The following is a 23,856-nucleotide window of genomic DNA, read 5'->3' as shown; positions in this document are numbered from 1 at the left end:
TTACTTGCTTTAGTTAAGATTAAGTTCTAAGAACATAGATAGAGTGTCGACTTGTTTTCTGTATGAAAGCTTTGTCATTATTTTTTAATGTATTTTTACTGTACTAACCATCTATGTTTATGAAATATTACAGGCTTTTAATTGTAATCATCCTACTAGCAAATTGTCAGAATTCTAAAGAGACAAAACAAGATTCTAAACCTAAAGTAGAAGTTCCTTTAGTTGAAGTGCCACAACTTAACTTAGAACAAGCTAATCGCTTAGCAACTCTACCAATACATTGCATTAATACCGAATATCCTAACAAATTAGGACAGGTATTGGGAGGTGATGACGATTTAAAGTCGCCCAAGGAGTTACACCCAGCGTTTTATGGCTGTTTCGATTGGCATTCGGCTGTGCATGGTCATTGGAGTTTGGTAAAACTATTGAAGGAATTTCCGGAACTCCACCAACGTGAAGATTTGATTCAGAAATTAATTTCTAACATTTCAAAAGAAAATATAGAACAAGAAGTGGTGTATTTTGAAGGAAAACACAACACCTCCTATGAGCGCACATATGGATGGGCTTGGTTGCTTAAACTGGCCGAAGAATTACATACGTGGAATCACCCAAGTGCAAGAATAATGGAAGAAAATCTACAGCCACTGACTAATTTAATTGTGGAGCGTTATTTAGAGTTTCTGCCAAAATTGAATTATCCCATCAGAGTAGGAGAGCACCCAAACACAGCCTTTGGATTAAGTTTTGCTTACGACTATGCCTTAGCCTTAGAAAATGTCGAGTTGCAGAATATGATTGATAAGCGTGCTAAAGACTTTTACTTAAACGACCAAAACTGCCCTTTGGAATGGGAACCCAGCGGATTCGATTTTTTATCGCCATGTTTAGAAGAAGCCGCTTTAATGAAACGCGTTTTGTCTAAAGATGAATATTTAGACTGGGTGAATGATTTTCTTCCAGAGCTTAATAATAAGGGTTTTCATATCGAGGTGGGAAAAGTATCAGATAGAACCGACGGTAAATTGGTACATTTAGATGGCGTCAACTTTTCAAGAGCTTGGAGTTTAAATTATATCGCTAAAGACTTGTCTGAATTTAATCACCTTAAAAATTTAGCAAACAAACATATTAACTATTCCTTGCCAAGTATTGTTGGGGATAGTTATGAGGGTGGTCATTGGTTAGGGAGCTTTGCCATCTTTGCTTTAAATTCTATCAATAACTAATGAAAAACTGGTTCCAAAATATTGGACCAGGACCTTTGGTGGCAGCTGCGTTTATTGGTCCAGGAACTGTCACGGTTTGCACTTTGGCAGGTGTTAATTTTGGTTATGCATTGCTTTGGGCGATGGTCTTATCCGTTATCGCTACTATAGTCTTACAAGACATGGCTGCACGGTTAGGCATTGTATCCCAAAAAGGCTTATCTCAGGTCATTCGAGAGGAAATTAAAAATCCAGTTTTAAGAGCATTAAGTATTATATTGATATTATCTGCCATTGTTGTAGGGAATGCAGCTTACGAAGCGGGAAATATAAGTGGTGGGGCGCTGGGCTTAGAATCATTAGTAGGTCATCAAACGCTTAACTTATTTCATTATAAAGTGTCTGCGATTCCTTGGATATTAGGGTTTTTATCATTCGTGCTTTTGTACCTCGGAAAATACAGAATACTTGAGAGGGTTTTGGTGGGTTTGGTAATCTTGATGAGTTTGGCATTTCTTTCAACAGCAATACTAACTGAACCGGAGGTTTTAAGTATACTTAAAAATATGTTGGTACCTCAATTCCCAGAGGAAAGCATATTAACTATTGTGGCACTTGTTGGTACAACTGTAGTACCTTACAATTTGTTCTTACATGCCTCATTAGCTAAAACCAAATGGAAAACTAATTCAGCTATTGGATCAGCTAGAAAAGACACAATTCTAGCTGTAGTTCTTGGTGGTATAGTATCAATGGGTATTATCATTTCTGCAGCTGCTATTAAAACCGATAACATTAGTAATGCAGCGGATTTGGCATTAGCACTAGAACCACTTTTTGGTACAAACGCAAAGTATTTTTTATCTATTGGATTGTTTGCTGCGGGTCTTACAAGTGCTATCACCGCTCCTTTAGCAGCAGCCTATGTGGCTAGTGGATGTTTAGGGTGGGCCGCCAACTTAAAATCGAGGCGTTTTAGAGCCGTCTGGATGTTTATCCTAGGACTAGGTGTCATTTTTTCTTCTGTGGGTTTTAAATCCATTGAAATTATAAAATTTGCTCAGGTTGCAAATGGCTTATTATTACCAATTATTGCAGGGTTTCTGTTGTGGGTTATGAATAAAAGAGCTGTATTGGGAATCTATATAAACTCAAAATTTCAGAATATTTTGGGCCTGATTATTTTGGTTATTACTATCTTTTTAGGACTGAAAGGAATTTTGAGTGTTTTTGATCTTATATGAGTTTTAAAACAATAGATATAAATGCAGATGTTGGTGAAGGATTGAATAATGAAGGCATGCTTATGCCTTATTTGTCATCCTGTAACATTGCATGTGGTGGACATGCGGGCGATTTAGCAACAATGACAAAAGTTGTTAGATTAGCCAAACAATATAAGGTGAAAATTGGTGCTCACCCGTCATTTCCAGATAAAGAAAATTTTGGTAGGGTTGCATGTGATATGCGATCTGCTGATTTATATAGTAGCTTAAAATCCCAAATAAGAAGTCTGCAGAAAGTGCTTTATAAAGAAAATGTGCAATTACACCATATAAAACCTCATGGTGCACTTTATAATTTGGCTGCTAAAGATGAGAAAATAGCTAAAGTTGTTGTAGAGGTCTTTAAAAGTTTCGCTATGCCCATTCAACTTTATGCTCCTTATAAGTCTGTGATTGCAAACCTTGCTAAAGATGAAAAAATAGAGGTGACTTTTGAAGCGTTCGCAGATCGAAATTACAACAGTGATTTATCGCTGGTGTCACGAAAAAACAACAACGCAATTTTACATGAAAACTCCAAAATATTGGATCATGTTTTGAATATTATTCATCGCGAAAAAGTAACCGCAGTTAATGGGGTAGAAGTGTCTATAAAAGCATCTACGTTTTGTATCCATGGGGATACTAAAAACGCATTTGATATTTTAGATTTTTTAACCAAGGAATTACCAAAATATAATGTAAGAATTCAATAAGCTTTTATGGAGTACAAGTTAAAATTTTCATGCTATAACGAGCGCTCAATTTTAATTGAATGGCCTTCACTTATTGATACAAATATATTGAAAAGTATATTGAATTTTAAAAAAATTATTCAGAATCATTATATTAAACAAAGTATTGAAATAATCAATGCATTTAACTCAATATTAATTATATACGATTACACTATAGATAATATCAATGATGAAATATTCAGGTTAAAATCATTAAAAATTAATGAAATTGATATTGAAGATCTAAAACCTAACTTATGGGAAATTCCCGTGTGTTATGGCAACGAATTTGGAGTTGATTTGGATGATTTTTCTAGTAAAAAAGACCTCTCAAAGAGAGAGGTTATAGAGCTTCATTCCAAAGTAAATTACACCATTTATTTTATAGGGTTTTTACCTGGCTTTTTGTATTTGGGAGGGTTGGATAAAAAGTTGTATTTAGACCGAAAATCAACCCCAAATTTATATGTAGAAAAAGGGTCTGTTGGGATAGGCGGAAACCAAACAGGAATTTATCCACAGAACAGTCCGGGTGGATGGCATATTATTGGTAAGACTCCTATTGAACTCTTTAACCCAAAAACCAATCCACCTTCTATATTTAGTGCTGGAGATTTGATTAGGTTTAAACCAATTTCAAAGTCCGAATATTTAGAAATTGAGCATGAAATTAATTATGGCAAATTTATGTTAAAACCTATAATTGATGCTTAGAGTTCTCAAAACCGGATTTTATTCGACCATTCAAGATAGTGGTCGTTTTGGATATCGAAAGTATGGAGTACCTGTTTCTGGTGCTATGGACTCCTATTCCAGTAGATTTGCTAATGCCCTGTTAGGAAATGACAAAAATGCCGCATTGATTGAAATGACCATGATCGGCGGAAAATTTCAGTTTCTGGAACCAACTTCGATTGTTGTATCAGGAGCTTTTATGGCCCCAAAATTAAATGATATTGCCATAAAACCGAACAGAGTTGTTGCCATCAAGGCCAATGACATTTTGAGTTTTGGTAAAACTGAAAGTGGTATTAGAGCATATTTAGCTGTAAAAGGCGGGTTTAAAACTGATGTTATATTAGGAAGTAGAAGTCAATACAACCCAGTGTCAACCCAAAATGTAATTCAAAAAGATGAATATATCCGTTATAAGCCAGAATTAAGTGATCTAACGTCCTTTTCTAGTGTAAAGTATGATCAATCGGTTATTAATTGTAATATTTTGGAATCCTTTAAAGGTCCTGAGTTTTTTATGCTTAATAAAAATCAAAAACAAGTCTTGTTATCAAATGATTATACCGTTAGTAATTTAAACAATAGAATGGCCTATCAATTAGAACCATCTCTTGAAAACAATTTATTGCCAATTCTTAGTACACCTGTGCTGTCTGGAACAGTACAATTAACACCTAAAGGGAATTTAATTGTTTTGATGCGAGATTGCCAAACAACAGGTGGATATCCAAGAGTATTGCAGTTAACTGAAAAAGCTATTAATAAACTTGCTCAAAAAACTTCAGGAAATACAATAAACTTTAGATTAAAAGAGTAAATTTGTAGGAAAATATTTAATAATAGTTTTATTTGTTTCATAATTTCAATACATTAGATTCAACTAACAATTAAATCTCTGTATTATGAAAAAGCTATTAACGCTTTTAATAGGTCTGGTTTTAGGTATAGCCGGGACTTATTATTATTTAACAAGTAATGAAAATTTAGAGTTTATGGCGCAACAACCTAAGGGATTAATTTCACCAGAAGAAATAAAAACATTAGATCAAGCCTATAATAGCAGACATACTATTATTAGCGATTCCTTAATTAAAACTCCTGATAACAGATCGTCATGGTATTCAATAGATGAAATAGAATCATACATCGCATATGCAAAACAGCAAGCAGATTCTATGGGTTACACCTTAGATGGTTTAAGGCTTTATGCAGGTGCCTATCCTGATACTAAAGAAGGACCAGGTTTAATGACGATGTTCTTTGTACCAACAGGTTCTAAAAAAGTTTCTGAGGGTGCTATTTTACCAACCTTGCAAGGTGGTGGTAACGATTTACAAGGAGCAGATGGATTAAATAAAGGAAGTGGCGGAGAACCACCTAGCGCTAATTATCCACAATAAATGTCAAATTATATAGTAGCAATTCATATCGTTGAGCTTATTGCTGCTTTAGCTGGTACTTATTATTACTTTAAAACCAGTGATAAACAAATGAAAATTTTCATTTGGTATCTATGGTTCGTTGTTGTGGTTGAAACTATTGGAATGTATGGTTATTTATTGCTTAATAACTATGATTACGATTGGTTTATATGGCTTAAGAATAGTGTTATTTGTTCTAACACATGGTTGTATAACATATACTCTTTTGTTGCGATACTCATATTCGGTAAATTTTATTTAAAAATTGTTAATCGAAAATCATCCAAAAATGTAATCAAAATTGCAATTCTGTTATATGCGATTTTTACGATTATTTACTTTTTAATAAGTGGCACATTTTTTATCAAATCATTGCCATATAATGTTTTTTTAGAAACATTTATGGTACTTGTTTTTGTGATTTTGTATTACAAACAATTATTGAGCAGTGATAAAGTGTTATTATTTTATAAACTTCCTGTATTTTATATAAGTTCAGGATTACTTTTGTATTATTTATGTACAGCACCATTATTCACTTTTGATAGTTATTTTTATGAAGTGAATAAGAGTTTCATAAAGTTTAGACACATCTACATGTTCATTATTAATATCTTCTTATACTCATGCTTTACATTTGCTTTCTTATATACTATTCAATTCAAAAAAGAATAAGCGAAGAGGAGATAGCTCTAATTGTGTATGTCGTCTTTTTTGTATTAACTATTGTTATTGTTTTCGTAGTTTTCTTTTTGACGTTTCAGAAGAGAAAAAACCAACTATTATTAAAAAACATTCGGCAGCAAAAACAGTTTGATGAAGAGCTTATAAAAACACAACAGGAAATTCAGGAGGAAACGCTTAAGAATGTTGGTAGAGAGTTGCATGATAACGTAGGTCAATTATTGGCCTTTGCAACTATGCAGATGAATAGCGTATCTCGTAATGCTACCGAAGACCTTAAACCTAAAGTAGACAATGCTTCCGACGCATTAAAAGTAAGTTTAGCAGAGGTAAGGGCATTGTCAAAATCGTTGAATAGTGATGTGATGCAGAATATGGGTTTTAAGGCTACTGTAGAAAATGAAATCAATCGCCTAAACAAATCTGGGTTAATAGAAGCGACTCTAAATATAGAAGGAGAAAACCTTACTCTGGAGAATAAAAAGGATGAAATTATTCTTTTCAGAATTTTACAGGAATTTTTCTCAAATACCCTTAAATATGCTGAAGCAGAAACTTTAAAAGTAGAACTAAACTACACACCAAAAGCGCTTCAAATTAAGGTTGCTGACGATGGAATAGGTTTTGATCTTAAAGGTGTGGAACAAGGTTCTGGTATGACCAATATGAAAAAACGTGCAGAACTTTTGAATGCTGAATTTAATTTAAAGTCAGAACCAGATAATGGTACGGTACTTACCTTAAGCTATCCATACCGTAATGCTTAATCTTCGCAAGCTTGCCATAAACTATCATTTGGTAAAGATGCAATAACACTTAGCTTTTCTTTCTTTATAGGGTGTGTAAACTCTAGTTTTCTTGCGTGTAAGCTTATGCTTGCATCTTTGTTGCTTCTTTTAAATCCATATTTTAAATCGCCTTTAATTGGACATCCAATTTTAGCCAACTGACATCGAATTTGATGGTGTCTTCCGGTTTCTAGATCAATTTCAAGCAGATAAAAATTGTCTAAAGTTTTAAGAATTTGATAATTTAAAATAGCCTTTTTACTATCCTCTACCTCAGTATCAAAGGCCGTAGATTTATTGTTTTTGGGATTTTTCTTGAGCCAATGAACAAGACGATCTTGAACTTTAGGAGGTTTGTTTTTTACTAAAGCCCAATAGGTTTTACTTGTTTTCTTTTCTGCAAATAACTTATTTAAACGAGGTAAGGCTTTGCTGGTTTTAGCAAATAACACAATCCCAGTAGTTGGTCTATCTAAACGGTGTACAACACCCAAATAAACATTGCCAGGCTTATTGTACTTGTCTTTAATATAGTCCTTAACAACATCACTTAATGGCTTATCGCCAGTTTTATCGCCTTGCACAATATCACCAGCACGTTTATTAACCACTATGATATGGTTATCTTCATAGAGAATTTGTAAGTTGGATTTGTTGGATAGAATTTTTGACACTATTGAATGATTTTCCCCTCAAGAAATATAAGTGGCTTTTAGTACTGCTCTTTATCATTAGGAAAGTCCTGAGTTTTCACATCTTCTACATATTGTCCGATAGCTTTGGTCATATCTTCATATAAATTCATATATCTACGTAAGAATCTCGGATTGAATTCGTGTGTCATTCCAATCATATCATGAAGCACCAATACTTGTCCATCAACACCATCACCAGCACCAATACCAATAACAGGAATACTCACACTCTCGGCAACTTCTTTAGCAAGTTTGGCAGGAATCTTTTCTAATACAATAGCAAAGCATCCAGCTTTTTCAAGCATTTTGGCATCTTCCCTTAAGTCTTGAGCTTCTTGCTCTTCTTTAGCTCTGACTGTATATGTTCCAAATTTATAGATAGACTGAGGTGTTAATCCTAAATGACCCATTACAGGAATTCCAGCATTTAAAATACGCTTTATAGAATCTTTAATTTCTTTGCCGCCTTCTAGTTTTACGGCATGTCCGCCAGATTCTTTCATAATCCTAATAGCAGAACGTAATGCTTCTTTTGGATCACTTTGGTATGTTCCAAAAGGAAGGTCGACCACAACTAAAGCTCTATCGATAGCTCTTACCACAGAAGAGGCATGATAAATCATTTGATCTAATGTGATTGGTAGCGTAGTTTCATGACCCGCCATAACATTACTTGCTGAATCGCCAACTAAAATGACATCAACACCGGCACCATCCACAATTTTAGCCATGGTGTAATCGTATGCAGTAAGCATTGAAATTTTTTCACCCTTAGACTTCATGTCCACAAGGGTTTTTACGGTAATTCTTTTGTATTCTTTTTTGGCGACAGACATAGTGTTTCAAAAATTTGTGTCTGTAAAAATAAAGAGATTTGTTAAACTTTTGTTTATTAACGCATAGAAATACAGTTGAATATTTAATTTCAGAAAAACTATTAATCATGACAAAACTATTACCACTAATTATTTTATGCTTAAGTTTTAATCTAAATGCTCAAGATCCTGAAACAGAAAAAGTGAAAACTACAATCGTTAATTTTTTTGAAGCCTTTCATAAACAAGATACGACGGCATTAAGAACAATGGCAAAAGGTGATATAAAATTACAATCTATCTCTGTAAATAAGGAAGGACAATCTGTTTTAAGCGAAAACGAATATGGTCAGTTTTTGAAGAGTATTGCGAGTATTCCAGTTGAAAATACCTTTGAGGAAAAATTATTAAGTTTCAATATTCAGGTAGATGGAAACATGGCAAATGCATGGACACCATACGAGTTTTGGTATAATGGAAATTTTAGTCATTGTGGTGTCAATTCCTTTCAATTAATGAAAGAAGATCACGAATGGAAAATCATTTACCTAGTAGACACCAGACGAAGAGATGGTTGTCAGGTAAGCTCCAAAAATTAAAAAGTAATAGTAACTAATGCATTGAGAAGAAAAAGTCTCAGATTTTATTTTTAACAATCACTCAAATGAACACCAACAGCTAAGCCACCTTCTGAGGTTTCCTTGTATTTTGTATTCATATCCTTAGCGGTTTCCCACATGGTGTTTACTACTTTATCTAGCGGAACTTTGACGTTATTAGGATCGGTTTCTAAGGCTAATTCAGCAGCATTGATGGCTTTTATGGCTCCCATTGAGTTTCGCTCTATACAAGGGATTTGTACCAATCCACCAATAGGATCACAAGTAAGGCCTAGATGGTGTTCCATGGCAATTTCTGCCGCTACTAAAACTTGTTCTGGAGTGCCACCCAAAAGTTCACAAAGCGCACCAGCAGCCATAGCAGACGATACTCCAATCTCAGCTTGACAACCTCCCATTGCGGCACTTATGGTTGCACCTTTTTTGAAGATACTACCAATTTCACTGGCAACCAATAAGAACTTTTTAACATGCTCAAAGTCGGCCTCATGATTTTCAATCACCATGTAGTACATCAACACCGCAGGAATCACACCAGCACTTCCATTTGTTGGTGCAGTTACTACGCGGCCAAGAGATGCATTAACTTCATTAACTGCCAAAGCAAAACAGCTAACCCATTTAAGGATTTGTCTAAATTTAACTTCGGTTTTTCTAATGGTTTTTAACCATTCTTGTGGACTTTCATAAGTAAAATCTCCGATTAAATTTTTATGCATGTCATAAGCTCTACGACGAACATTGAGTCCGCCAGGAAGTGTGCCTTCAGTATGACAGCCAAGGTACATGCATTCTAACATGGTATTCCAGATGCGAAGCAATTCAAAATCTATGGTTTCAATGTCGCGTATGGACTTTTCATTTTCCAAAACAACACCAGAAATAGGAAGATTTAACTGATGGCAAAACTTTAAAAGTTCGTCACCATACGAAATCGGATAAGGGAATGTACAGTAAAAAATTATTTTATTGGCCTTAGAAATTTTTCGTTCTTCTTGGACCACAAATCCACCTCCAATAGAGTAGTAGGTAGATTTGTAATTTCGGCCATTAATTAATGCTGAAAATGCCATACCATTCGCATGATAAGTCAAAAAGTTCCGATTGAATTTCAGATCTATATGAACATCGAAGGGAATTGGCCTTTCGTTGTTAAACATTAAGGTATTTGTATTCTTAATTGAATTAATAATAACGTCTATGGTATCTACTGGAATACGCTCTGGATCTGCACCTGAAAGACCAAGTAATATAGCAAGATCTGTCGCGTGTCCTTTTCCTGTTAAGGATAAAGAGCCATAAAGGTCAACCCTTATTTTTTCGACCTTATTAAAACGATTTTTGTCTTTAAGTTCTTTAATCCAGCGTTCTGCGGCTCGCCATGGACCTAAAGTGTGAGAGCTTGATGGTCCTACACCAATTTTTAGCATATCAAAGACAGAAATACATTCCATTTAGTTAAGTTTAATTTGGCAAATATACTTCATTGTTCAATGATGTAAGACATAAAAAAAGCGATGAATAATTTCATCGCTTTAATTCTTTTAATGAGATAGGTTTATTGCACATACTGTGCAACATCATTAAAATCATTAATATCAATATTGTTGCTATTAATAAAATCTACTGGTAGTATCACTATTCTAAATGTTTGGTCTATACGATTAATCTCTGGTATAGAGCCAAGATCAAAAGAAGGTGGTGCATATAAATAGATATCAACAAAATCAAAGTTGTGGTCAAAATTATATTGAAATTCTCCACCATCATCAGTGTAAACGGTCTCAGGTAATGGTCTCCAAAAATCAAAACCATCGCTATCTACACCTACAAGTCGATAAACTAAAACCATATCAGATTCTAGTAATTCAATATCAAGAGGAATTTCTATATCTACAAAATAGCCATTAGCATTTGTGAAATTTACAGTTCTTTCAAAGGATTGCCCTACAAAGTTGACACCATTTTGGCCATTCAATCCTGGAGGTCCTGGAGGTCCTGGGTCTCCTTCGCAAGCCGTTAGTAAAAAAGTAAGTGAAAAGAGTAGAATTGTTAGTTTTCTCATGGTAAAAGGTTTTAATTAATAGTAATAATCTTCTACTACGGTATCAAAGTATGTACCAAAAAACGTTAAATGAAAAATTAAATTGAAATTTCAATATGACATCATGTCATATTTTTTGTCATGGCATAATCATTGACTATCTATAAGCGAGTTTAAAAATTAAAAACACAACACTTTCCGTGATAGCGGAAATAAAACAAAAAATATAATTATGAGTAAGATTATTGGAATTGATTTAGGAACAACCAACTCTTGCGTTTCTGTAATGGAAGGTAATGAGCCAGTTGTAATCCCAAACGCTGAAGGTAAGAGAACTACACCTTCGGTTATCGCTTTCGTAGAAGGTGGTGAAATTAAAGTTGGTGATCCGGCAAAAAGACAAGCAGTAACTAACCCAACAAAAACGGTTTATTCTATTAAGCGTTTTATGGGTAACAAATATTCTGAGTCTAAAAAAGAAGCAGAACGCGTACCATATAAAGTAGTAAAAGGTGATAACGATACACCAAGAGTAGACATTGATGGTCGTTTATACACTCCACAAGAGTTATCTGCAATGATTCTTCAAAAGATGAAGAAAACTGCTGAGGATTACTTAGGACAAGACGTATCTGAAGCTGTTATTACAGTGCCTGCTTACTTTAACGATGCACAAAGACAAGCAACTAAAGAAGCTGGTGAAATAGCAGGTTTAAAAGTAAGACGTATTATCAACGAGCCTACTGCAGCAGCATTAGCTTATGGTTTAGATAAAAAATCTACAGACCAAAAAATAGTAGTATTCGATTTTGGTGGTGGTACACACGACGTTTCTATTCTTGAGTTAGGTGACGGAGTATTTGAGGTATTATCTACAGATGGGGATACACACTTAGGTGGTGACGATGTAGATGAAAGAATTATCGATTGGTTAGCAGAAGAGTTCATTGCTGACGAAGATATGGACTTACGTAAAGACCCAATGGCTTTACAACGTCTTAAAGAAGCTGCTGAAAAAGCTAAGATAGAGTTATCATCTTCTGCACAGACAGAGATTAACTTACCTTATGTAACAGCTACAGCGAGTGGACCAAAGCACTTAGTACGCACATTAACACGTTCTAAATTTGAGCAGTTAATTGATGATTTAATTAAGCGTACTATTGAGCCTTGCGAAACTGCATTAAAAGCAGCAGGTTTATCTAAATCTGATATTGATGAGGTAATTTTAGTAGGTGGTTCTACACGTATTCCAGCAGTACAAGCAGCAGTAGAGAAATTCTTTGGTAAAACACCAAGTAAAGGTGTAAATCCAGATGAGGTTGTATCTCTTGGTGCTGGTATTCAAGGTGGTGTATTAACTGGAGATGTAAAAGACGTTCTTTTATTAGACGTAACACCATTATCACTTGGTATTGAGACCATGGGTAATGTAATGACTAAGTTGATTGAAGCTAACACTACGATTCCTACAAAGAAATCGCAAGTATTCTCAACTGCAGCAGACAATCAGCCATCGGTAGAGATTCACGTATTACAAGGTGAGCGTCCAATGGCAGCAGATAATAAAACAATCGGTCGTTTCCACTTAGATGGAATTCCACCAGCAAGACGAGGAACACCTCAGATTGAAGTAACTTTTGATATTGATGCCAACGGTATCATCAAAGTATCTGCAGAAGATAAAGCTACTGGTAAGAAACAAGATATTAGAATTGAAGCATCATCTGGATTAACTGAAGAAGAAATCCAAAAGATGAAGGCTGAAGCCGAAGCTAACGCAGAAGCAGATGCTAAAGCAAAAGAAACTGCTGATAAATTAAACCAAGCAGATGGAATGATTTTCCAAACTGAAAAGCAGTTAGAAGAGTTTGGCGATAAATTATCTGCTGATAAGAAAAAGCCAATCGAAGATGCTTTAGCTGAATTAAAAACAGCTTACGAGTCTAAAGATATAGCGGTTATAGAGCCAGCTTTAGAGAAAATCAACGAAGCTTGGAAAGTAGCTAGTGAAGAAATGTACAAAGCACAAGCAGAAGCTCAGCAAGGTGGAGCTGCAGGTCCTGATGCAGGAGCTCAAGGTCAGCCGTCTGATGAGTCTAGCGATGTAGAAGACGTAGATTTCGAAGAAGTGAAATAATAAATTGTTATTCTGAACTGTCACATTGAGCGCAGTCGAAGTGTTGTTTCAGAATTTTGATAAACTAAACGCAATCATTCATTTGGTTGCGTTTTTTTTTCATTTTATCTATAATTATTAATCATCGATTTTCTTTTTACTATAATTGTTACATAAGCCTATCAATTAATGCATTAGGTTTTATTAGCTATTAATTAATCACGATGAAAAGAGGTATAAACCTTAGGCAAAAACTATTTTGGCTTAGTGACTCTGTAAAGGGAAATCCAGTTAAAACAAAGTTGAATAATACCCAAAGACTACTCGATAATTCTATACCTGATTCAAACTCAGCTAAGAGTTCGTTAGACTACTTGTTACAACATGCAACAACTTCAACACATTTTTACAGAGGATTTAATTCTTCACAGGGATTAGATAGTTTTCCGGTTATCAATAAAAACATCATTAGAGATCATTTTGATGAATTTAAATCTTCAAAATATGATGTCTCAAAATGCAGAAAAGTGTCTACAAGCGGTTCTACAGGCTCGCCTTTTAGTGTCTATCACAACAAAGAAAAAATTCAGAAGAATATAGCTGATAACATTTATTTCTCAGCGAAATCTAACTATCAATTAGGTGATTTTTTGGTATATGTAAAAATTTGGTCGGATACATTTAGCTTGAAGAAAAAACTAGATTTTCAGTTGAAAAACATGCATCCTCTGAGTGTTTTCAATCTTTCTGATGATGAAATAAAAACATTTATTGAAAAGCTTAATAAACAATCGTCAGAGGTTTGCTTTATAGGCTATGCATCTAGTTTTGAAAAAATCTGTAAGTATCTCGACAAATTAGAAAACAACCCAATTACTTTCAAAACAAAATCAATAATTACAATCTCTGAGGCCTTAAATGATTATACAAGGAATTCGGTAAAACAATATTTTGGTACTCAACCATTATCCAGATATTCAAACAACGAAAATGGTATTATAGCCCAACAAATCCAACAAGATGATTTAAGATTCAAGATCAATGACTCTAGTTATGTTGTAGAAATTTTTGATTTGAATTCTGATAAAAAGTTAGATTATGGTCAACGTGGTAGAATCGTAATTACTGACTTATACAATTGGGCAACACCTCTAATTCGATACGATACAGGAGATGTTGGTGTGATGGAATTGGATGAAAATAACAGACCGTACTTTACAGAAGTTTCAGGTAGAGTTTTAGACCTGCTATACGACACTAAAGGTAATTTGGTGCCATCTCATCTTTCGGCTAAATTGTGTAAATATGGACAATACAAACAATTTCAGCTAGTTCAAAAAGATAAAAAAACATACGAAGTTAACCTGAATACTGATAAAAAAGTAGATGAGAAGCAATTGGTGGAAGAGTATAAGTATTATTTTGGCGCAGATGCTGAGATTACAATTAATTACGTAGATGATATTCCGTTATTAAACTCAGGAAAACGTAGGGAAGTGGTTAACGAGTATTACAATTCAATTAATTAAATGGGTAAGAAAACCTTTTACTTCATTTTAGCATTACTTGCTTTTGGTTTTAGATTGTTTCTGGAATTTCAATCGTCTATCATCACAGGTATCAATGGTGGTTACTATCCTGTACAGGTTAGAAGTATTTTAGAGCAAGGCCGTTTAGCTATGAACGATATGCCTTTAATATTCTACATCAATGCATTGTTTGTAAAGGTTTTGACTTTTATTTTTCCTTCACAGTCTACAGAGTATCTTATTATTTTGGGAATTAAAATATTGGGAGCACTGAGTATTCCATTATTGATTATTCCTATATATAAGTTAATCAATAACTATCCTGAATTTGAGTTACCAAAATCTTTTGAATACTTAATTGTTGCATTTGCATTGTTCTCGTTTTCAACACTTTATTTGGGTGCAGAGATGATGAAAAACGCCTACGCACTGGTTGGGTTTACATATTTGTTGTACTTATTTCTAAAGTTTTTTAAGCAAAAATCAGCAAAGCATGGATTGCTTATTGTTTTAGTCTTATTCTTAATTGCGTTTACACATTTTGGTGTATTTGCAATATCTATAATTTTCCTTGGGATATATTTAATTACTGTATATAAGGTAAAAGCGATAATCCCAATTCTTATAACAGCAATTTTAGGGTTTGCCATTGTATGGTGGTTAGATCCTTTTAGAGCATTTAACGCGATTAATATTTTTGAAGAGTGGTTTGGCTTACCATGGCGAATTGCTTTCTATCCTGCTGGTATTGCAAGTTTTATTTTAAGTGTTTTAATTGGTTTGGTGTTGTTTTTAGCTATTAGAAATCCAAAAGTAGAAACTAGACAAAAGCAATTGTTTACGATATTTTTATGGTTTATTACTTTGTTATCAATACCACTCTTACGTTTTGAACTTTGGAGACGCTTTAACCTGATGTTGTTTATACCGCAGTTGATTGCTTTGATTTTAGTGTATCCATATTTAAAAGTATCATACAAATCAAAGTTTGTTGTTTTACTAAGTGTAATTATAGGAATATCAGTAATTTATAATCTTATACATCCAAAACAGAATACCATAAGCGTTGAATCTTATGACGATTTGGCTTTGATGAAAACTAAAATTCAGAATCCAGATAAGACGATTGTTATGGTAAGACATGGTCTTGATTGGTGGGTAGTTTGGCAACTGAAAACTAAGGTTGGGCAGGCTCATCTTAAGGTTGATGAATCTATAACCTCTAAATATGATGAGGTTTTGTTGTTGAGACAAAAAAAAGGTCATAACGATTTGTATCCTGGTCCTGGAAGCCCGTTTTTTAATCCTTCAGTCCCTGAAAATAGTATACTTTTGTACACATCAGATTATTTTGATTTGTATAAATGGTCTGAGTAATTGAGGTTCAAAAAAACATTTTCTATTGAATTTAAGACGAAACATTTTTTGGTTTCTAGATAAGATTAAAGGCCAACCTTTAAAACGGTTGCATACTCAAACTCATGAGATTTTAGAGGTAAAAAACCGAAAATTGTCTGAAGCTGAAAATGCAAAACAATTGAACAAGTTGATTACGCATACCTTGCAAACCACATCTTTCTATAAAAATAAAGAGCTTAAAGAACTTAAGGAGTTCCCTATAATCAATAAGAATATCATTAGAGAAGATTTTGATGCTTTTTTGTCTAATAAATATGATAAAAGTAATTGCAGACAAGTCTTTACTAGCGGTTCTACAGGATCACCTTTTAGAATTTATCATAACAAAGAAAAAGTACAAAAGATTAATGCTGATAATATATGGTTTTCATCTCAGGCTAATTACAATATTGGTGACCCTTTAATCTTTATTAGAGCTTGGTTATTCAAACTAACGCTTAAGATTAAGCTAGATTATTTTAAAAAAAACATTACACCTGTTAGCACATTTGATGTTATAGAAAATGGCATTGAAATATTTATTGAAAAGTTAAATGCAAGGGGCAAGGTATTAAGTTTTATGATGTATGGGTCTACCTTAGAGCATATTTGTAAATATCTGGATACAGTTGAAAAGAATCCTGTTAGATTTAAAACCAAGTCAATAATAACTATCTCTGATGCTTTGAGTCCTTATGCGAAGCAAGCTGCCCAAAAATATTTTGGGATTACACCATTATCACGTTATTCTAATACCGAATCCGGAATTATAGCACAACAACTCTATGACTCTCAAGATCGGTTCAGGATTAACAATTCGAGTTTTGTCATTGAGATTTTTGACCTTGAAAAGGATGTACTACTTCCTCATGGACAAGCAGGTAGAATAGTATTAACAGATCTCTATAATTTTGCCATGCCGCTAATAAGATATGATACAGGAGATGTTGGTATTATGAATGTTGATGCCAGCGGCACACTATATTTAACACAAATCTTAGGAAGGAAATTAGACCAGTTATTTACTACGAAAGGTAAATTATTGCCTTCATTGTTCATGTCTAGTATGCTCAATGAATTTGGAGAATTTAAACAATATCAAATAGTTCAAAAGACTAAGACAGAGTATTATATTAATTTGAACACAGATAAGGAATTTGATGCCACTAAACTTATAGATAAGTACAAATCGTATCTTGGTGAAGATGCTGTCGTAAAGGTCAATATCGTCAACGATATACCTCTACTGTCTTCAGGAAAAAGAAGACAAGTAGTTAACGAATACTACAAATAATTATGCAGTATGCATTAAGTCTAAATTTCTATCTTTTTCTGTATGTATAGGAACTCCATAAGCCAATTTAAAATCTCCAACAGATTTTAAAACCAATGAAGCACCACCAATAACTGTATGATCTCCAATACTTACACCTTGACTTACTGAGGCGCTAAGGCATATTGAGGAACAAAACCCAATACTAACATTCCCTGCAATTGTTACACCAGAGGATAAGCTAGAAAAATCAGACATTACAGAATCGTGTCCTAATGAGGCCTTAGTGTTAAGTAGGCAGAATTTACCTAGCTTAGCATTCGCATTCACTATAGTACCAGCCATTAATACAGTACCTTCAGGAACTAATATATCTTCAGCTAAAATTGAGCTTGGATGAACTATAGGAACAAACTCAATTTTCGGAGCTATTTTTTTTATACTTCTGTAAATGCTTAATCTTAGATCATTGTCACCTATTCCAATAACAAGACCTTCGATATGAAATTTTTTAATTACAACAGAAAGTGAATCCAAGTTTCCAATAACTTTATGACCATATACTGTAGAATTTAAAGGTTTATAAGAATCTATAAAACCTATAATGTTGTAATCATTATTCTTCAGAATAATATCTACAATCATTTTAGAATGGCCAGAAGCACCATAAATTACTATGTTTTTCATTTCATTAGGTTTTGACAAATTAATTGGTATAGGGTCAACAATCGAATTGCCAAAGTAGATTTGGTTAAGGTTCGAAGATATTTAATCAATGTTAATTAGAGCAGTAAACACGCTAAAAGGCATAAATTCATCCACTAAATGTTAAAATCTTGTACTATTTAGAGCTATTTTTGCATCAAATCTTTGGTTTTTAGCACTTCAGTTTTTATTCAATTTATGGCATTTAACCGACCTTTTTTAGTAAAAAATAAACCAAAAAACCTTGCGGTTAAGCTTAACTCTAAAGGAGAACAGTCTGTTATAAAAGGCCACCCTTGGGTGTTTTCTAATAGTATTTTAAAGGTTAATGACGATGCCAAAACAGGAGATTTAGCTATAATTTTCAGCAAGAATAAAAACAAAGTCATAGGAATAGGTCTTTATGATACCAAATCGCCAATTCGTATTAAAATGATTCATAATACGCAAACTAAAGCGGTAATTAATGCTGAATTTTTCCAACAAAAAATTGAAGTCGCTTATCAAAAACGAAAAGAACTACTTAAAACCAAAACCAACAGCTACAGGTTATTGTTTGGTGAAAATGATGGATTTCCAGGTCTAATTGCCGATGTTTATGATATGGTTTTAGTTCTTAAAATCTATTCCGAAATATGGTTACCTTATTTAGAGTGGATTTTAGAAAGTCTTCAAAAGATCTCTATTGCTGAAACTATTGTACTAAGGTTAAGCAGACAATTAGAGAATAGTAGTCATCATGATTTTACAGATGGTGAAGTAGTTTATGGAAAGCTAAAAAACGAAGTTGTGGAGTTCATAGAACATGAAGTTAAGTTCTCCGCCAATGTTTTAAAAGGTCACAAAACAGGCTACTTTTTAGATCATAGAGATAACAGAAGACGCGTTGGTGAGTGGAGTGAAGGTAAAACGATGCTCGATGTATTTTCTTATGCTGGTGGATTTTCGGTACATGCCTTAGCCAATGGCGCTACTGAGGTAACAAGTTTGGATATTAGCAAGCAAGCATTAGATGTTGCTAGGGAAAATGGAAAGTTAAATGATTACTCTGGAATTCATAAAACCATTTCAGGTGATGCTTTTGAACAGATGGAAAATCTCATAAAAAAGAAAAAGACGTTTGATGTGGTTGTCATAGATCCGCCAAGTTTTGCCAAGCAACAGAGTGAAATAGAATTGGCAAAAAAGAAGTACAAACAATTAGCAGAATTAGGAGAAAAACTCACTGCAAAAAAAGGTATGTTAGTGTTGGCTTCATGTTCATCTAGAGTAACGGCTCAATCGTTCTTCGATTTAAACCAAAATGTTTTGAATGCTCAAGGGAGATTGTTTGAAACCATTTTAAAGACCAATCACGATATTGATCATCCTATTTCGTTTCCCGAAGGGGCTTATTTAAAATGTGGTTACTACCGTTTCTTGGAATAAATTTTATTATGCATGCATAATAAAATTTATTATATTTGAATTCGATTACCAGTTGCTTTTGTCACACTGAGCGTAGTCGAAGTGCAGTCGAAACCTAATCAATAAAACCTATGCAAACAAAACTAACCGAAATGTTGAAGATAAGTCACCCAGTAATTATGGCGCCAATGTTTTTGGTATCTAACGTAGCCATGGTAAAAGAAGCTATGAAAGCTGGAATTGCTGGTTGTATTCCTGCCTTAAACTACAGAACATTGGATGAGCTAAGAGAGGCTATTCAGCAATTAAAAGCAGCCAAACCAGAAGGAGGCTCTTTTGGGTTTAATTTAATAGTCAACAAATCTAATGTCAAATATAAAGGTCAACTCGAAGTGCTTTGTGAAGAAGGTTGTGATTTTATTATTACCTCGTTAGGAAGTCCAGAAGAAACTATTCGACAAGCACATGCAGTCGGAATTAAAGTATTTTGTGATGTTACGGATTTAAGATTTGCTAAAAAAGTTGAAAGTTTAGGGGCTGATGCTGCGATTGCAGTAAATAATGAAGCTGGTGGTCATAGAGGCAATATGTCACCAGAAGAATTAACCAGCTTATTACAAAAAGAACTTTCTATTCCGGTAATTTCTGCTGGTGGAGTAGGTTGTAGAGCAGATATTGATAAAATGTTGAGCTATGGGGCATCTGGTGTATCGGTCGGTAGTCCCTTTATAGCATCGGTAGAAGCAGGAGTTACAGATGAGTATAAACAAGCATGTGTAGATTATGGTGCAAAAGACATTGTAATGACCGAGCGTATTTCTGGTACGCCATGTACAGTAATCAATACTCCTTATGTACAGAAAATAGGAACTAAAGCGACTTGGATTGAGAACCTTCTCAATAAAAACCGAAAGCTTAAAAAATGGGTGAAAATGATCCGTTTTTCAATTGGTATGAAAGCTACTGAAAAAGCTGCTAAAAAAGCCACTTACAAAACGGTTTGGGTTGCAGGGCCAAGTATAGAGCATACCAAAGAAATACTACCAGTAAAAGAGATTGTGGCCAAGCTTGTCAATTAGAGTAAGCCAATAATTCTTGTCTTTTTTCCTTTTTTCGCTTTCCAGTAAAAACATCAAATGAGATGCTTGCTGATAATCCACCAGCAGCAGTAGCTAAAAATTCGCTTTTGTCAAACCTACCGGTTATAATTTCGCCATCATAAAACTCTTTCGCTAGTCCTGCTAAGGTAGATAAACCAAAGCTGTACCAAAAGGCTTTCTTTTTATTTTTGGTTTTGCTATAAACAAGCGTATAAGTAACACCTGAGATTAAAAATCCAGTACCAAAATGCACACCATCATCACTAGATGTCTTTTGAGAAAAACTTAGATTAAATAGCATTAATGCACAAAGGGTAACTATATATTTCATAGGTAGTTAAGTTTATTTAGGACAAAGTATGTATTTCAAGAGAAGACACTCATTTAATTCGTTCGGATAAATATTTTCACGATTAACCGTTTAAAAAAATAATATTTCTTCGATGAATGGCTATAATTTTTAAGAAATGGTATTGATGACATTTTTTGGTTTTTACGATGTAGAGGTAAACTATAAAACCACTTATCATGAAATCCCTAGCTTTTCTCTTCGTTCTCATTTGTTTTAATCTATCATTTTCTCAGGTAGGCATTGGTACTACCAGTCCAGATGCTTCTTCAATATTAGATATTGAAAGTTCAACTTCAGGGTTATTAATTCCTAGAATGACTCAAGCTAACCGTTTAGCAATTGGTTCACCAGCAGAAGGGCTTTTGGTTTATCAAACTAATGGGTCGGTTGGCTTTTGGTTTTATGATGGTTCTATTTGGAATCAATTAACTAATGGCGCTTCTGGTGAGTTTCAAAGTATTGGTGGAATCGTTCAAAATACTACAAACATTGGTAGTGATGATTTCGTTTTCGGAAGTAATGTGCTATCTGGCTCGGGCTCACGTTTCTTTTTCGATAAAAGTAAAGCCGCTTTTAGGGCAGGAATTGTTAGTGGTAGTGAATGGAATGACATTAGTGTTGGTAATAGTTCAATAGGTTTAGGTGAAGGAGTAACAGCTTCTGGTGCAGGCTCGATAGCTTTGGGAGCTTTCGCTACGGCCTCTGGAGATTATGCAACGGGTTTGATGGGCAGTGTAGCAGCAGGTGATTATTCATTGGCATGGAGTGGAGCAACAAATGGAGAAGGGGCAATAGCATTTATGAACGGTGTAGCCAACGGTGATTATTCAATCATCATGGGAGTAAATGCGCAGACAAGTTCTACAGCTAATGGAGCCATAGCTATAGGCGCCAATACAACGGCCAATGGAGTCAACAGTCGGGTTTTTGGAGACAACTCTAGTGCCACAGGCAGTACATCCATGGCATTGGGTATCAATAGCACATCGTCTGGACAAGGTTCCACATCTATGGGAGCTTTCGCTACGGCCTCTGGAGATTATGCAACGGGTTTGATGGGCAGTGTAGCAGCAGGTGATTATTCATTGGCATGGAGCGGAGCAACGAATGGTGAGGGATCAATAGCGTTTATGAACGGTGTAGCCAACGGTGATTATTCAATCATCATGGGAGTAAATGCGCAGACAAGTTCTACAGCTAATGGAGCCATAGCTATAGGCGCCAATACAACGGCCAATGGAGTCAACAGTCGGGTTTTTGGAGACAACTCTAGTGCCACAGGCAGTACATCCATGGCATTGGGTACCAATAGCACATCGTCTGGACAAGGTTCCACATCTATGGGAGCTTTCGCTACGGCCACTGGAGATTACGCCACGGCTTTGACGGGCAGTATTGCCAATGGAGACAATTCCTTGGCATGGAGCGGAACAACAAATGGAGAAGGGGCAATAGCATTTATGAACGGAGTAGCAAATGGTAATTATTCAATGACTTTGGGTGTTAATGCAGAAACGGCATCTGGTGCTACCAATGCTATTGCAATGGGTGCAAATACTGAAGCCTTAGGTTCACATTCTATCGCTATAGGTCATGATATTACTGCTTACTCATTTTCTGAGACTGTATTTGGATTTAATGAAGAGGTTTATACTCCAGTAAGTACTACTTCTAATAATGCCAATGATAGACTTTTTGTTGTAGGTAATGGAGACGCTGCAATAGGTATACCAAGTGACAATAATGCTTTTACAATACTAAAGGATGGCAGAACAGGTATAATGCGTATTCCAACCACAAATATTTTAGAAGTTAATGGTAATGCTTCTAAAACTACTGCAGGTGATTGGTTAGCTAATAGTGATAGTCGACTGAAGAAAAACATTAAAACATTCAATGAAGAACAAGCTTTGCAAAAATTGTTGCAAATGCGTGGTGTAACTTACGAATGGAACGATAACCAAACCGGAAACAACCGACCAGAAGGCCGACAATATGGTTTTGTAGCGCAAGAATTGCAACAGGTATTTCCAGAAAATGTGAGTTTGGACAACCAGGGTTTTTACCAAACCGCTTATGGTACTTATGACGCCTTATATGTACAATCCATAAAAGCTTTAAACGCTAAAATTGAAGATTTAGAGCAGGAAAATAAAACCCTTAAAGCCAAGCTAGATGAATTATACAGCATGGTAAAACAGATGGCAGAAGAACGGTAATTCACTTTATTTAGGCTAATTTTGCTGTAGTTTATTAAAATAGCTTAACAAAGGTTTGAAGAATATTATACTTGCAAGAATACCATTATTTATAGTTTTATCATTAGTGTTGTCTTGCACAACTGCAACCACTATTAAGTCTGGCGATATTGTTTTTAGAGGTGCATCACAAAGTGACTTATCTGAAGCTATTAACGAGGTTACTCAAACCGAAAAAGCGACAAACTACACGCACATGGGCATTTGTAGTGTAGAAAACAAAAACGTTTTTGTCTACCACTCAGATTTGGGCAAAGGTGTGGTAAAAGAGCCTTTAGAATTGTTTTTAAAATCTGAGGATGCTTCAACCTATAGTGCCGATGTATACCGAATTAAAAATAGTACCAAACCGCAGATAGAACGTGCCATTTCTAAAGCCAAGGACTTACTTGGTGAGCCTTACAATTTTACCTACATATTAGAAGACAAAGGCTATTACTGCTCAGAGTATATCTACGAATTGTTTAAAGAAGACAATGTGTTTACGCTTGAGCCTATGACCTTTAAAAACGCTGAAACCAATACCTTTCACGACGGTTGGGTTACGCACTATAAAGATTTAGGCATAGAAATACCAGAAGGTAAATTGGGTTGTAACCCAAATGGTATGGCTGCTTCTAAGACCTTAGCTTTTATAAAGCGTTTACAATAATGTTTAAAACTACGTAAAGTTACGTATTGCCTTTATAGTTTTTAAACT

The 23,856-nt window shown here is 34.6% G+C and carries 23 protein-coding genes; 17 read left to right on the top strand and 6 right to left on the bottom strand.

Going from position 1 to position 23,856, the window contains the following annotated elements:
- Positions 1 to 119 precede the first annotated feature (119 nt).
- From ACPX19_RS14105 to ACPX19_RS14070, 8 genes are all read left to right on the top strand, one after another.
- The gene (locus ACPX19_RS14105) at positions 120 to 1,232 is read left to right on the top strand and encodes a DUF2891 domain-containing protein (protein WP_426430675.1); all 1,113 of its coding nucleotides are present in this window, start codon (positions 120 to 122) and stop codon (positions 1,230 to 1,232) included.
- Positions 1,232 to 2,455 carry an Nramp family divalent metal transporter gene (locus ACPX19_RS14100; RefSeq protein ID WP_426430674.1) on the top strand — a complete coding sequence of 408 codons (1,224 nt, stop codon included), beginning with the start codon at positions 1,232 to 1,234 and terminating at the stop codon, positions 2,453 to 2,455. Before ACPX19_RS14105 ends, ACPX19_RS14100 begins: the two co-directional genes overlap by 1 nt.
- Entirely contained in the window at positions 2,452 to 3,192 is a 741-nt protein-coding gene (gene pxpA, locus ACPX19_RS14095) for a 5-oxoprolinase subunit PxpA (RefSeq protein WP_426430673.1), read from the top strand. The genes ACPX19_RS14100 and pxpA overlap by 4 nt, the downstream gene beginning before the upstream one ends.
- Positions 3,193 to 3,198: 6 nt before the next feature.
- On the top strand, positions 3,199 to 3,927 hold the full coding sequence (pxpB, locus tag ACPX19_RS14090) for a 5-oxoprolinase subunit PxpB (protein ID WP_426430672.1): 729 nt from the start codon (positions 3,199 to 3,201) through the stop codon (positions 3,925 to 3,927).
- The gene (locus ACPX19_RS14085; RefSeq protein WP_426430671.1) at positions 3,920 to 4,765 is read left to right on the top strand and encodes a biotin-dependent carboxyltransferase family protein; all 846 of its coding nucleotides are present in this window, start codon (positions 3,920 to 3,922) and stop codon (positions 4,763 to 4,765) included. Before pxpB ends, ACPX19_RS14085 begins: the two co-directional genes overlap by 8 nt.
- A gap of 85 nt (positions 4,766 to 4,850) precedes the next feature.
- A complete protein-coding gene (locus tag ACPX19_RS14080; RefSeq protein WP_426430670.1) occupies positions 4,851 to 5,348 on the top strand; it encodes a hypothetical protein in 498 nt (165 codons plus the stop codon).
- A complete protein-coding gene (locus ACPX19_RS14075; RefSeq protein ID WP_426430669.1) occupies positions 5,349 to 6,044 on the top strand; it encodes a hypothetical protein in 696 nt (231 codons plus the stop codon).
- Positions 6,045 to 6,121: 77 nt separating this feature from the next.
- Positions 6,122 to 6,820: a sensor histidine kinase gene (locus ACPX19_RS14070; RefSeq protein WP_426430668.1), complete on the top strand. Its 699-nt coding sequence runs from the start codon at positions 6,122 to 6,124 to the stop codon at positions 6,818 to 6,820.
- Here ACPX19_RS14070 and ACPX19_RS14065 read toward each other — a convergent pair.
- Together ACPX19_RS14065 and panB are read right to left on the bottom strand one after the other, a co-directional pair.
- Complete coding sequence (locus ACPX19_RS14065; RefSeq protein ID WP_426430667.1) at positions 6,817 to 7,515, bottom strand: RluA family pseudouridine synthase; 699 nt, start codon at positions 7,513 to 7,515, stop codon at positions 6,817 to 6,819. The two genes, ACPX19_RS14070 and ACPX19_RS14065, sit on opposite strands and share 4 nt — an antisense overlap.
- A gap of 38 nt (positions 7,516 to 7,553) precedes the next feature.
- A complete protein-coding gene (gene panB, locus ACPX19_RS14060) occupies positions 7,554 to 8,372 on the bottom strand; it encodes a 3-methyl-2-oxobutanoate hydroxymethyltransferase (RefSeq protein ID WP_426430666.1) in 819 nt (272 codons plus the stop codon).
- Between the two features lie 107 nt (positions 8,373 to 8,479).
- Between panB and ACPX19_RS14055 the strand changes: the two genes are divergently transcribed.
- Positions 8,480 to 8,950 (top strand): nuclear transport factor 2 family protein, encoded by a 471-nt coding sequence (locus ACPX19_RS14055; RefSeq protein ID WP_426430665.1) that lies wholly within the window; start codon positions 8,480 to 8,482, stop codon positions 8,948 to 8,950.
- A gap of 50 nt (positions 8,951 to 9,000) precedes the next feature.
- On the opposite strand, the gene ACPX19_RS14050 is transcribed toward ACPX19_RS14055, so the two are convergent.
- Entirely contained in the window at positions 9,001 to 10,425 is a 1,425-nt protein-coding gene (locus ACPX19_RS14050; RefSeq protein ID WP_426430664.1) for an L-serine ammonia-lyase, read from the bottom strand.
- A 104-nt stretch (positions 10,426 to 10,529) separates the two neighbouring features.
- Positions 10,530 to 11,036, bottom strand: coding sequence for a dihydrolipoamide dehydrogenase (locus tag ACPX19_RS14045; protein ID WP_426430663.1), 507 nt, complete (start codon positions 11,034 to 11,036; stop codon positions 10,530 to 10,532).
- A gap of 211 nt (positions 11,037 to 11,247) precedes the next feature.
- On the opposite strand from ACPX19_RS14045, the gene dnaK reads away from it, so the two are divergent.
- The 4 genes from dnaK to ACPX19_RS14025 all read left to right on the top strand — a co-directional run bounded on the left by dnaK (position 11,248) and on the right by ACPX19_RS14025 (position 17,355).
- A complete protein-coding gene (dnaK, locus tag ACPX19_RS14040; RefSeq protein ID WP_426430662.1) occupies positions 11,248 to 13,155 on the top strand; it encodes a molecular chaperone DnaK in 1,908 nt (635 codons plus the stop codon).
- A 203-nt stretch (positions 13,156 to 13,358) separates the two neighbouring features.
- Positions 13,359 to 14,663 (top strand): CoF synthetase, encoded by a 1,305-nt coding sequence (locus ACPX19_RS14035; protein WP_426430661.1) that lies wholly within the window; start codon positions 13,359 to 13,361, stop codon positions 14,661 to 14,663.
- On the top strand, positions 14,664 to 16,040 hold the full coding sequence (locus tag ACPX19_RS14030; RefSeq protein WP_426430660.1) for a hypothetical protein: 1,377 nt from the start codon (positions 14,664 to 14,666) through the stop codon (positions 16,038 to 16,040). It abuts the gene before it with no gap.
- A gap of 25 nt (positions 16,041 to 16,065) precedes the next feature.
- On the top strand, positions 16,066 to 17,355 hold the full coding sequence (locus ACPX19_RS14025) for a CoF synthetase (protein ID WP_426430659.1): 1,290 nt from the start codon (positions 16,066 to 16,068) through the stop codon (positions 17,353 to 17,355).
- Here the strand turns inward: ACPX19_RS14025 and ACPX19_RS14020 are convergent, their stop codons facing one another.
- Positions 17,356 to 18,021: an acetyltransferase gene (locus ACPX19_RS14020; protein ID WP_426430658.1), complete on the bottom strand. Its 666-nt coding sequence runs from the start codon at positions 18,019 to 18,021 to the stop codon at positions 17,356 to 17,358.
- A 216-nt stretch (positions 18,022 to 18,237) separates the two neighbouring features.
- Between ACPX19_RS14020 and ACPX19_RS14015 the strand changes: the two genes are divergently transcribed.
- Both ACPX19_RS14015 and ACPX19_RS14010 read left to right on the top strand, forming a co-directional pair.
- Entirely contained in the window at positions 18,238 to 19,467 is a 1,230-nt protein-coding gene (locus tag ACPX19_RS14015) for a class I SAM-dependent rRNA methyltransferase (protein ID WP_426430657.1), read from the top strand.
- Between the two features lie 110 nt (positions 19,468 to 19,577).
- Positions 19,578 to 20,525: an NAD(P)H-dependent flavin oxidoreductase gene (locus ACPX19_RS14010; protein ID WP_426430656.1), complete on the top strand. Its 948-nt coding sequence runs from the start codon at positions 19,578 to 19,580 to the stop codon at positions 20,523 to 20,525.
- On the opposite strand, the gene ACPX19_RS14005 is transcribed toward ACPX19_RS14010, so the two are convergent.
- A complete protein-coding gene (locus ACPX19_RS14005) occupies positions 20,518 to 20,877 on the bottom strand; it encodes a hypothetical protein (protein ID WP_426430655.1) in 360 nt (119 codons plus the stop codon). The genes ACPX19_RS14010 and ACPX19_RS14005 overlap by 8 nt on opposite strands.
- Positions 20,878 to 21,074: 197 nt before the next feature.
- Here ACPX19_RS14005 and ACPX19_RS14000 point away from each other — a divergent pair, with 197 nt between their 5' ends.
- Complete coding sequence (locus ACPX19_RS14000; RefSeq protein WP_426430654.1) at positions 21,075 to 23,117, top strand: tail fiber domain-containing protein; 2,043 nt, start codon at positions 21,075 to 21,077, stop codon at positions 23,115 to 23,117.
- Between the two features lie 55 nt (positions 23,118 to 23,172).
- On the top strand, positions 23,173 to 23,808 hold the full coding sequence (locus ACPX19_RS13995; protein WP_426430653.1) for a YiiX/YebB-like N1pC/P60 family cysteine hydrolase: 636 nt from the start codon (positions 23,173 to 23,175) through the stop codon (positions 23,806 to 23,808).
- The last annotated feature ends 48 nt before the right edge of the window (positions 23,809 to 23,856 follow it).

It is taken from the genome of Winogradskyella sp. HB-48 (assembly GCF_049942685.1).
In the GTDB taxonomy this organism is placed as follows: Bacteria; Bacteroidota; Bacteroidia; order Flavobacteriales; family Flavobacteriaceae; genus Winogradskyella.
Note: the sequence above shows the minus strand (reverse complement) of the source record. Positions and strands in the feature narration are given on the sequence as shown.